Raw genomic sequence first — 10,259 nt, 5'->3', positions numbered from 1 at the left:
GGGCTGAAAATCCAGCCCCGTGGGGGTCCCCCCGGACGAAGTCTGGGGGAGATTGAGGCGCGGGGGTTCGGGGGCGGAGCCCCTGGGTTTGGGGTGCCTCCAGGTGGCAAGGGCCCGCGCCCCAGGGACGGGGGAACCCCGTGTTCCCGAAGACAAGGGCGGGCGGGTGGGACAACACCCCCCTCCGGACACAGGAGCAGCCATGGACTTCGCCTTCCCCCCCACCGACCCCCCCTTCCGTACCCAAGCCCGCCAATGGCTCCACACTCACCTCGCCCCCGCCCCCGCCGAAACCACCCCCGCCGATACCGCCACCGGACGCGCTTGGGAGCGCCGGCTCGGAGACGCCGGGTGGATCGGGATCGGCTGGGGGACCCCCGCCTATGGGAGCCGTGAGGCCAGCCTCACCCAACAGGTCGTCTGGGCCGAGGAGTACGCCCGCGCCCGCGCCCCCGCCCGGGTCGGCCACATCGGCGAGAACCTCCTCGCCCCCACCCTGCTCGCCTACGGGAGCCAGGCGCAGCAGGACCGGTTCCTGCCCGGGATCGCGCGCGGCGAGGAGCTGTGGTGCCAGGGGTACAGCGAACCGGGCGCCGGCTCCGATCTCGCGGGGATCAGGACGAGCGCCGTACGGGACGGCGACGTGTACCGCATCAGCGGCCAGAAGATCTGGACCTCTCTCGCCCAGGACGCCGACTGGTGTTTTGTGCTCGCCCGTACCGAGCAGGGGTCTCGGCGCCACTATGGGCTGTCGTTTCTGCTGGCGCCTATGGATCAGCCGGGACGCGTCGAGGTGCGGCCGATCCGGCAGATGACGGGAACCTCCGAGTTCAACGAGGTCTTCTTCGACGGCGCCGAAGCCCGCGTCGAGCATCGCGTCGGCGGCGAGGGCGAAGGCTGGCGCGTCGCCATGGGCCTCCTCGCCCTGGAGCGGGGCGTGTCCACCCTCGTACAGCAGATCGGCTTCGCCCAGGAGCTGGAGCGGGTCGTCCAACTGGCCGCGCGCAGCAGGGCGGTCGACGACCCCGTCCTCAGAGACCGGCTCGTCGCCCACTGGGCCGAGCTGCGCACCATGCGCTGGAACGCCCTGCGGACCCTCGGCGACGCGCACGACCCCGGCGCCCCCAGCGTCGCCAAACTGCTGTGGGGGCGCTGGCACCAGCGGCTGGGCGAGCTCGCCATGCAGGTGCGCGGCGCCGCCGCCACGGTGGGGCCGGAGCCGTGGACGGCCGAGAGCGCGTACGTACTGGACGAACTCCAGCGACTGTTCCTCTTCACCCGCGCCGACACGATCTATGGCGGCTCGGACGAGATCCAGCGCAACATCATCGCCGAGCGCGTGCTCGGCCTGCCGAGGGAACCCAGGGAGCCGAGATGAGAGGCGTCGTCTTCGACGGCACACAGCCCCAGGTGGTCGACGATCTGGAGATACGCGACCCAGGGCCCGGCGAGGTCCTCGTCGCTATAGCCGCCGCCGGGCTCTGTCACAGCGATCTGTCGGTCGTCGACGGCACGATCCCCTTCCCCGTGCCGGTGGTCCTCGGGCACGAGGGCGCGGGCGTGGTCGAGGCGGTGGGGCCCGGGGTCGTGCATGTCGCGCCCGGCGACCACGTCAGCCTCTCCACCCTCGCCAACTGCGGTGCCTGCGCCGACTGCGACCGCGGCCGGCCCACGATGTGCCGCAAGGCGATCGGACGGCCGGGCCGCCCGTTCTCACGGAACGGCGAGCCTCTCTTCCAGTTCGCCGCCAACTCCGCCTTCGCCGAACGCACCCTCGTCCAGGCCGTCCAGGCCGTGAAGATCCCCGCCGACCTCCCCCTCGCCTCCGCCGCGCTGATCGGCTGCGGGGTGCTGACGGGCGTCGGCGCGGTGCTGAACCGTGCGAAGGTCGACCGCGGCGACACCGTCGTCGTCATCGGGACGGGCGGCATCGGGCTCAACGTCCTCCAGGGCGCGCGGATCGCGGGCGCGTCCACGATCGTCGCGGTCGACTCGAACCCGGCGAAGGAGGGCATGGCCAGGCAGTTCGGCGCGACGCACTTCCTCCGGTCGGCGGACGGCGTACGGGAGATCCTGCCGACCGGCGCGGACCACGCCTTCGAATGCGTCGGCCATACCGGCCTGATCCGGCAGGCGATCGAGCTCCTCGACCGGCATGGGCAGGCGATCCTGCTGGGCATGCCGGCGGCGACGGCGGAGGCGTCGTTCGTGCCGGCGGGGCTGTTCCTGGACAAGTCGATCCTCGGCTGCCGCTATGGATCGTCGCGCCCGCAGCACGACATCGCGCTGTACGCGGACCTCTACCGGCAGGGGCTGCTGCTGCTCGACGAGCTGATCACCGAGACGTATCCGGTCGAGGACTTTGCGAAGGCGGCGGAGGACGCGGGGGAGGGGCGGGTGGCGCGGGCGGTACTGATGTTTTGAGGGTGGGTGGGGTGCGGGAGCTCGTGGTGCGGGTCGGGGGCGCTGCCCCCGGGCCCCCGCGCCTCAATCTCCCCCAGACTTCGTCCGGGGGGACCCCCACGGGGCTGGATGTGGCCTCAAGCGCCGGCCGGGGTGATTCGCGCCTCAAGCGCCGGCGGGGCTGATTTTTGGGTCAGCAGGCGGTGTCCGTGGTTGCGCGGAAGGTGCGGCGGTAGACCGTTGGGGGGACGCCCAGGGCGGCCGTCAGGTGTTGGCGCATGGACTGGGCCGTGCCGAAGCCCGCGTCTCGGGCGACTTGGTCGACGGAGAGGTCGGTGGACTCCAGCAGGTGGCGTGCCCGTTCCACGCGCTGCTGGGTGAGCCACTGGCCGGGGCTGACGCCGACCTCCTCGCGGAAACGGCGCGTGAAGGTCCGTACGGACATCGACTCCTGCTCCGCCAGGTCGCGCAGCTGGATCGGCTCGTGCAGCCGGTCCAGCGCCCAGCCGCGGGCGGCGGTCGTCGTCGCGAACTGGGTCTCGGGGACGGGACGTTGGATGTACTGCGCCTGGCCTCCGTCGCGGTGCGGCGGGACGACGCTGCGCCGGGCCACGTCGTTGGCGACGGCCGCGCCGTGGTCGCGGCGGACCATGTGCACGCACAGGTCGATGCCCGCGGCGACGCCCGCCGACGTCAGCACGTCGCCGTCGTCGATGTACAGCACCTCCGGGTCCACCCGGACCGAGGGGAACAGCCGCTGGAAGCGGTCCGCCCAGTGCCAGTGGGTGGTGGCGGGCCGGCCGTCGAGGTAGCCGGCGGCGGCGAGCACGAAGCTGCCCGTGCAGATGGAGGCCATCCTCGTGCCGGGCCGGACGTGGTCGAAGACGCGGGCCAGATCCTCGGGCAGCCGGCCTTCGAAGTAGAGCTCGTCGGGCTCGTACGCGGCCGGGACGATCACGGTGTCGGCTTCGGCGAGGGCCTCGGGGCCGTGCTCGACGTACAGCTGGAAGTCCGCCTGCGAGGCGATGAGGCCGGGCTCGGGCGCGCAGGTGACGACCTCGTAGAGCGTTTCGCCGTCGGGGCCGAAGGCGCGGCCGAAGATGCGGTGGGGGATGCCCAGCTCGAACGGGATGACCTGGGGCATGGCGAGGACGACGACGCGGTGCTTGCGGGGCGTCGCCTCTCCGGCAGCTGTTTCCTCGGTTTTTCCGGTGGCCTTCGTCATGGCCCGATCCTAGCGAACGCTGTCCCTCGGGCCACTCGTTGCGGGCGGCCGTCTCGCCGGATGCTGTTTGACGTGACGCAGACAACCGGACTTCCCGCACCTCAGCCCCTCGCCCCCGCCCCCAGACCCTCCCGACGCGTCCACCGCGCGTGGTTCGTCGCGGCCGTCGCCTTTGTGACGATCATCGGCGCCGCCGCCTTCCGCTCCCTCCCGGGCCTGCTGATCGATCCGCTGCACAAGGAGTTCGACTGGTCGCGCGGGACCATCGGCCTCGCCGTCTCGGTGAACCTCGCGCTCTATGGCCTGACGGCTCCCTTCGCGGCCGCCTTGATGGACCGCTTCGGCATCCGCAAGGTCGTCGCCGTCGCGCTGACGGTGATCGCGCTGGGCTCGGGCCTGACCGTCTTCATGTCGTCGTCCTGGCAGTTGATCCTCTACTGGGGTCTGCTGGTCGGACTGGGCAGCGGCTCTATGGCGCTCGCGTTCGCGGCGACGGTCACCAACAGGTGGTTCACGGAGCGGCGGGGCCTGGTCACCGGCATCCTGACGGCGGCCTCCGCCTCCGGCCAGCTGATCTTCCTGCCGCTGCTGTCCTGGCTGGTGGAGGAGCACGGCTGGCGTCCCGCGTCGATCACGGTGTCGCTGTCGGCGCTCGCCGTCGTGCCCTTCGTCTGGCTGCTGCTGCGCGACCACCCGGCGGACGTGGGGCTCGCCCCCTATGGCGCGAAGGAGTTCACGCCGAAGCCCGCGCCGGTGCCCGGCGCGGCGCGGCGGGCCGTCGCCGTGCTGTTCTCAGCCGCCCGTACGGGACCGTTCTGGCTGCTCGCCGGGACCTTCGCGATCTGCGGCGCGTCCACGAACGGCCTGGTCCAGACCCACTTCGTGCCCGCCGCCCACGACCACGGCATGCCCGTCACGGCCGCCGCCTCGCTGCTCGCGGTGATCGGGGTCTTCGACGTCGTCGGCACGATCGCGTCGGGCTGGTTCACCGACCGCTATGAGGCGCGCCGGCTGCTGGCGGTCTACTACGCGCTGCGCGGTATCAGCCTGCTCTTCCTGCCGATGCTGCTCGCTCCGTCGGTCCACCCGCCCATGGTCTTCTTCATCGTCTTCTACGGACTGGACTGGGTGGCGACCGTACCGCCGACGATCGCCCTGTGCCGTGAGCACTATGGCGACGACAGCGCGATCGTCTTCGGCTGGGTGCTGGCCTCGCATCAGGTGGGCGCGGCGATCGTGGCGTTCGCTGGCGGTCTGGCGCGGGACGCGTTCGGCTCGTACGACGTGGTCTGGTACGCCTCGGGCGCGCTGTGCGCCGCCGCCGCGCTGATGGCTCTGGTGATCCGCCGCAAGCCGACGACGCAGACGCTAGCCGCGTAGCCGGGCAGCCGGGTCGTCGCGTACGGGCGGGGCGGGGGCGCAGGGGCTACGGGGCCGCGGGTCAGGAGCTGAAGCGGCCGAACACGCCCCGGTGGAACAGCAGCGGCTCGCCCCCCGCCTCCGCGCCCAGCGCCTCCACCCGGCCCACGACGATCAGATGGTCGCCGCCGGTGTGCACGTTCTGGATCGTGCAGTCGACCCAGGCCGGCACGCCCTCCAGCAGCGGCGACCCGGTCGCCGGCGACGCCTCGTACGCGACTCCCGCGAACTTGTCGGCCCCGCTGACCGCGAAGCCCCTGCACAGCCCGCCCTGCTCCGCGCCCAGGACGTTGACGCAGAAGACCCCGGCCCGGGCGATGCGGGGCCAGGTCGTCGACGTACGGCCGACCATGAAGGCGACGAGCGGCGGGTCGAGCGAGAGCGAGGCGAAGGACTGGCAGGCGAACCCGGCCGGGCCGTCGTCGTCGTACGCCGTCACGACCGTCACGCCGGTCGCGAAGTGCCCCAGCACCCGCCGGTACTCGCCCGGGTCGACCGGCAGCCGCTCGTCGTCGCCGACCGCGCGGAGGTCGGGGCGTGGAAGCGTGTCGTAGGGCTCTATGGCCGACGCGGCGGCTATGGGCGTTCCGACTGACCTGAGGTACCGGACGGCGGTGGCCGCCATCCCTGCGTGTCCCATCACGCCTCCCATTGAACCTGACGGTTCGTCAGATTGGAAGCCCGGCGCCGAGCCGCCCGCACCCCGGACGTATCTTCTGCCCCATGGGTGGGGAGACACGATGAACGCACCGCTGAAAGCGCCGGTCAGCGCCTCGGCGCGGCGGCCGTACGGCAGCTGGGTCGGCACGGGCGTGCTGGCGTCGGCCTCGGTCTTCGGCGCGCAGATCGCGCTCGCGACGGTGGTCTGGATCGTCATGCCCAGCGAGAGCGACACGTACTACGCGTGGGGCCCGGCGGTCGGGCTGGTCTGCGTCGTTCCGCTCTTCCCGCTGTTCCTGGGGCTGGCGGGGTTCGCCCACGCGATCGCCATAGGCCTGCCCGCGCTCGCCCTGGGGCGCCGCGCAGCGCTGCGCCGGCCCCCCGAGTGGGGATGGAGCGCGGTCGCGGCGGTCGGGCTGTCCGCGGTGTACGCCGTGCTGCCCTGGAAGATCGGTGCGGGCTACCTCGAGTCCTGGCTGTGGCTCGGAGGCGCGGGCGTCCTCCCCGCGCTCATCGCCTGCTGGTACGTACGGCGTGCCCAAGCCGGGCTGCTGCGCTCGCGCTGGCGGCTGATCTGGCAGATCACCCTCGCCACGGCGGCGGGCGCGGCCCTGGCGGCGGGCCTCAGCGTGCTCGGCATCCAGACCGGCCTCCTGAAGTCGTACGCGCCGCCCGAGTTCAGCAGGGACCAGGCGGTGGGCGTCTGGCAGGGCAAGGACGACGACTCGATCGTCGTGCGCCTGAACGCGGACGGCCGGGCGCTCGTCACCGAGCTGCCGCACGACAGCCACGACGGGTACGCCACGGAGTTCTGCAGCGGCTCGGGCACGTGGGCGTTCGAGGAGGGGACCAGCACGCGCCGGGACGGGGTCTCGCTGTCGGTGAACGGCTGCCCCTCGACCCCGCAGTGGGAGATCAGCGGTACGAAGGAGCAGCTGGAGCTGTTCATGGTGCTGGGCGACCCGGACTCGGGCGATCTATACGTCCTCCGCAAGCAGCCCTGACCCTCTGACGGCACCGTCCTCCTTTCCTGGTGCGTCCCCCTTTCCCTGGTACGTCAGCGACCCTGGTACGTCAGCGGCCCCGGTACGTCAGCGGCCCCGGTACCGCGGAGTCCGGCGCTCCACGAAGCTCGCCACGCCCTCGTTCGCGTCGTGCGTCGTCATGTTGATCTCCTGGGCCGCCGCCTCCGCCGCGAAGGCGGAGGCGCGGTCGGCGTCCAGTGAGGCGTTCACCAGCTGCTTGGTGAGCGCTATGGCCCTCGTCGGCCCGGCGGCCAGCCGCTCGGCCCAGGCTCTTGCGGTCTTCTCCAACTCGTCGGCGGGCACGACCCGGTTGACGAGGCCGAGCCGCTCCGCCTCGGCGGCCGGGAGGGAGTCCCCGAAGAACATCAGCTCCTTCGCGCGCTGCGGGCCGATCAGTCGAGGCAGGAGATAGGCGCCGCCGCCGTCCGGTACGAGTCCCCGGCGTACGAAGACCTCGATGAACGTGGCCGGCTCGGCGGCCAGCACGAGATCGCAGGCGAAGGCGAGATGGGCGCCGATGCCGGCGGCGGTCCCGTTGACGGCCGCGACGACCGGCTTCTCGCAGTCCAGTACGGCGCCGACGAGGCGCTGCGCGCCGAGCCGGATCGTACGGGCCACATCGCCGGGGACCCTCTCGCGGCCGGCGGCCGGACCGCTGCGCAGGTCCGCGCCCGCGCAGAAGCCCTTGCCGGTCGCGGTGAGGACGACGGCCCGTACGTCCGGGTCCGCGGAGGCCGCCGCGAGCAGCGCGATGATCCTCTCCCTCTGGTCCCAGGTGACGGCGTTCAGGGCCTCGGGGCGGTTGAGGGTGATCCACGAGACGCCGTTGTCAGTGGTGTGCAGTATCAATGAGTCAGTGGATTCTTCGGGGGAGGAAGTCATGTGCGAGCTCCAGTCCAGGCCGCCGTCACCGGCACACGGCGAGGGCGTCCAGCGCCACCGCGCCCTGTCCGCGTGGCAGCACCATCAGCGGGTTGACGTCCAGCTCCGACAGCTCGTCGCCCAGCTCCAGCGCCATCCGCTGGACCCGGAGCACGACCTCCACCAGCGCGTCCACGTCCACCGGCGGTCCGCCGCGCACTCCGTCCAGCAGCGCCCGGCCGCGCAGTTCGCCGAGCATCGCGCGCGCCTGCCCCTCGCCGAAGGGGGGCACGCGCACGGCGGCGTCGTGCAGGACCTCCACCAGCACCCCGCCCAGGCCCACCGTCACCGTCGGGCCGAAGAGGGCGTCCTGGGTGACGCCGACGACCATCTCGACGCCCCGCTCGACCATCTGGCAGACCAGGATGCCGTCCAGGTCGACGCCCTCGAAGCGGGCGATGTCGGTCAGTTCGCGGTAGGCGTCGCGGACCTGGCTGGCCGAGGTCAGCCCGATCTTGACCAGGCCCAGCTCGGTCTTGTGGGCGAGCTGCGTCCCGGAGGCCTTCATGACGACCGGGTAGCCGACCAGGCCGGCCGCCCGGACCGCGGCGGCGGCGCTGGTCACCAACTGCTCGCGCGGTACGCGAATGCCGTACGCCCGAAGGAGCTGCTTCGCCGCGTGCTCGCTCAGCTGCTTGCCGGGGCGCATCAGTGCCTGCGCCTTGCGGAAGGAGGGCGACGGCGTGCGCGGCGCCTCGTCGAAGGGGGAGAGGTAGCCGGTGGTGAAGCGGTGGTGGTCCAGATAGGCGCGGACGGCCGTGATGCAGTTGCCGAAGGTGCGGAAGGTGGCGACGCGCGAGGATCCGAGCAGGGTCTCGCGGTAGGCGGCCTCCGTCCCCACCGGCGATCCCCACACCACGCACACCAGCTTGTCCGTGGCCTCCGCCGCGTCGGCGAGGTCCTGTGCCAGCTTGTCGCTCATCGGCGGGAAGGGGCCGGTGATCGGGCAGATCAGCACGCCGACTTCCGGGTCGGCGAGGATCGCGTCGATGATCTTGCGGCCGCGCCAGTCGCCCACGGGGTGCCCGCCGTTGTCGACGGGGTTGGCCACACTGAGATAGTCCGGTATCCACTCGTGCAGCTCGGCCTGCTTGGCGGCGGAGAGCTGGGGCAGCGTGAGCCCGGCCGCGGTCGCCAGGTCCGAGAAGTGCGCGCCCGTGCCGCCCGAGATCGAATAGACGACGACCCCGTCCGCCTGCGGCTTGCGGGCCCGCGCCAGCAGCGCTGAGGTGTCCTGGAGCTCGTCCAGCCCGTCGACGCGGATCACGCCGAACTGCCGCATGGCCGCGTCCACCACCTGGTCCGCGCCGGTCAGCTTGCCGGTGTGGGAGGCGGCCATCCGCGCGCCGGTCTCGGTGCGGCCGACCTTGACCGCGACGACCGGGACCCCGCGCCGCGCGGCCCGGTCGGCGGCGAGCAGGAAGGAGCGTCCGTCCTTGAGTCCTTCCACGTAGCAGGCGATGGCCCCGACCTCGGGCCGCTCGGCGAAGTACGAGATGAAGTCCGCGGTCTCCAGATCGGCCTCGTTGCCCGTGGGCGCCCAGTGGGACAGGCGTACGCCCAGCTCCTGCATGGTGAACACGGGCCGCCCCTGGTGCCCGGACTGGGTGATCAGGGCGATGGCGGGACCGTCCAGGTCGTCGCGGAACCTCTCGAAGGCGTTGAGGTTGGTGTTGGGCCCGAGCAGGCGCAGCCCGGCGCGCTCCACCGCGGCGGCGAGCCGCGTCTGGGCGGCCGCGCCCTCCTCGCCGGTCTCGGCGTATCCGGAGGCGAAGGCGACGGCGAACTTCACCTTGGCCTCAGCGAGTTCCTCGATGACCGGGAGGGGGTCGCCGACCAGGAGGACCGCGAGGTCGACCGGTTCGGGCAGCGCGCGGACGGAGGGGTGGGCGGGCAGTCCGAAGACGGACGTGCGGGTGGGATGCACCGGGTACAGGCGGGCGCCGACGCGCTCGGCCCAGTCGACGAGCTGGCGGGTGATCCCCGTATTGGGCCGTCCCTCGCCGTCGGACGCGCCGACGACGGCGACGGAGCCTGGCCGAAAGAACCGGTCCAGGTCGGGCACGGGCGCGTAGAGGGGCCGCCCGCTGACGTCCAGGTCGCCGTCGGAGACGGAGACGGTGTCGTGTACGGCATCGCGTGGCTGCTCCCCGCAGGCCACCACTCGTGCGCGGAGGTCGGAGGTGAGGGTGCCGTGAGTTGATCCAAGCATCGCTGAGCCCCGCTCCTGCTTGTTGGGCAACTTAACTGACGCATAGTCAGATTACAGAACTGACGGGCTGTCAGGAACGGCTGGAGCGAGAGGATTTACGGGAGGCGGGGGACGGGGTGGGACGGCGTCGCGGGCGGTCTGGGCTCGTGCGGGCTCCCTGCGGGGCTCTGCCCTGGGGGGTGCGGCTCAAACGCGGGCGGGGCGGAGTTGGCCGGTCTGGGGCGCCCTCGCGGGGGCTCCGCCCCCGGACCCCCGCGCCTCAAACTCCCCCAGACTTCGTCCGGGGGGACCCCCACGTGGCTGGATTTTCAGCCCGTCCGGCGATTGAGGACACGGCCGAAGGCCGTACGGGGGCGAAGCCCCCCGGGGCGACGGTGACGTGCCCTGTGCGGGC

The 10,259-nt window shown here is 72.2% G+C and carries 8 protein-coding genes; 4 read left to right on the top strand and 4 right to left on the bottom strand.

All coding sequences use genetic code 11. The features are described from left to right. The first annotated feature begins 202 nt into the window (after positions 1-202). Both AB0M39_RS39975 and AB0M39_RS39970 read left to right on the top strand, forming a co-directional pair. The gene (locus tag AB0M39_RS39975) at positions 203-1,378 is read left to right on the top strand and encodes an acyl-CoA dehydrogenase family protein (protein WP_365373512.1); all 1,176 of its coding nucleotides are present in this window, start codon (positions 203-205) and stop codon (positions 1,376-1,378) included. Next, positions 1,375-2,424 carry a Zn-dependent alcohol dehydrogenase gene (locus AB0M39_RS39970; RefSeq protein WP_365373510.1) on the top strand — a complete coding sequence of 350 codons (1,050 nt, stop codon included), beginning with the start codon at positions 1,375-1,377 and terminating at the stop codon, positions 2,422-2,424. The genes AB0M39_RS39975 and AB0M39_RS39970 overlap by 4 nt, the downstream gene beginning before the upstream one ends. A gap of 172 nt (positions 2,425-2,596) precedes the next feature. Here the strand turns inward: AB0M39_RS39970 and AB0M39_RS39965 are convergent, their stop codons facing one another. Then, a complete protein-coding gene (locus AB0M39_RS39965; protein ID WP_365373507.1) occupies positions 2,597-3,628 on the bottom strand; it encodes a helix-turn-helix domain-containing protein in 1,032 nt (343 codons plus the stop codon). 60 nt (positions 3,629-3,688) lie between these two features. On the opposite strand from AB0M39_RS39965, the gene AB0M39_RS39960 reads away from it, so the two are divergent. After that, a complete protein-coding gene (locus AB0M39_RS39960; RefSeq protein ID WP_365373504.1) occupies positions 3,689-5,008 on the top strand; it encodes an MFS transporter in 1,320 nt (439 codons plus the stop codon). 61 nt (positions 5,009-5,069) lie between these two features. Here AB0M39_RS39960 and AB0M39_RS39955 read toward each other — a convergent pair whose 3' ends face one another. After that, entirely contained in the window at positions 5,070-5,672 is a 603-nt protein-coding gene (locus AB0M39_RS39955; RefSeq protein ID WP_365373515.1) for a flavin reductase family protein, read from the bottom strand. Positions 5,673-5,787: 115 nt separating this feature from the next. Between AB0M39_RS39955 and AB0M39_RS39950 the strand changes: the two genes are divergently transcribed. Beyond that, on the top strand, positions 5,788-6,711 hold the full coding sequence (locus AB0M39_RS39950; protein ID WP_365373501.1) for a hypothetical protein: 924 nt from the start codon (positions 5,788-5,790) through the stop codon (positions 6,709-6,711). 87 nt (positions 6,712-6,798) lie between these two features. Here the strand turns inward: AB0M39_RS39950 and AB0M39_RS39945 are convergent, their stop codons facing one another. Both AB0M39_RS39945 and AB0M39_RS39940 read right to left on the bottom strand, forming a co-directional pair. Beyond that, positions 6,799-7,614: an enoyl-CoA hydratase-related protein gene (locus tag AB0M39_RS39945; RefSeq protein ID WP_365373499.1), complete on the bottom strand. Its 816-nt coding sequence runs from the start codon at positions 7,612-7,614 to the stop codon at positions 6,799-6,801. 25 nt (positions 7,615-7,639) lie between these two features. After that, positions 7,640-9,865 (bottom strand): acetate--CoA ligase family protein, encoded by a 2,226-nt coding sequence (locus AB0M39_RS39940; protein ID WP_365373496.1) that lies wholly within the window; start codon positions 9,863-9,865, stop codon positions 7,640-7,642. Positions 9,866-10,259 lie beyond the last annotated feature (394 nt).

It is taken from the genome of Streptomyces sp. NPDC051907, from assembly GCF_040681075.1.
Taxonomy (GTDB): Bacteria; Actinomycetota; Actinomycetes; order Streptomycetales; family Streptomycetaceae; genus Streptomyces.
This window is presented reverse-complemented; position numbering and strand designations above follow the sequence as displayed.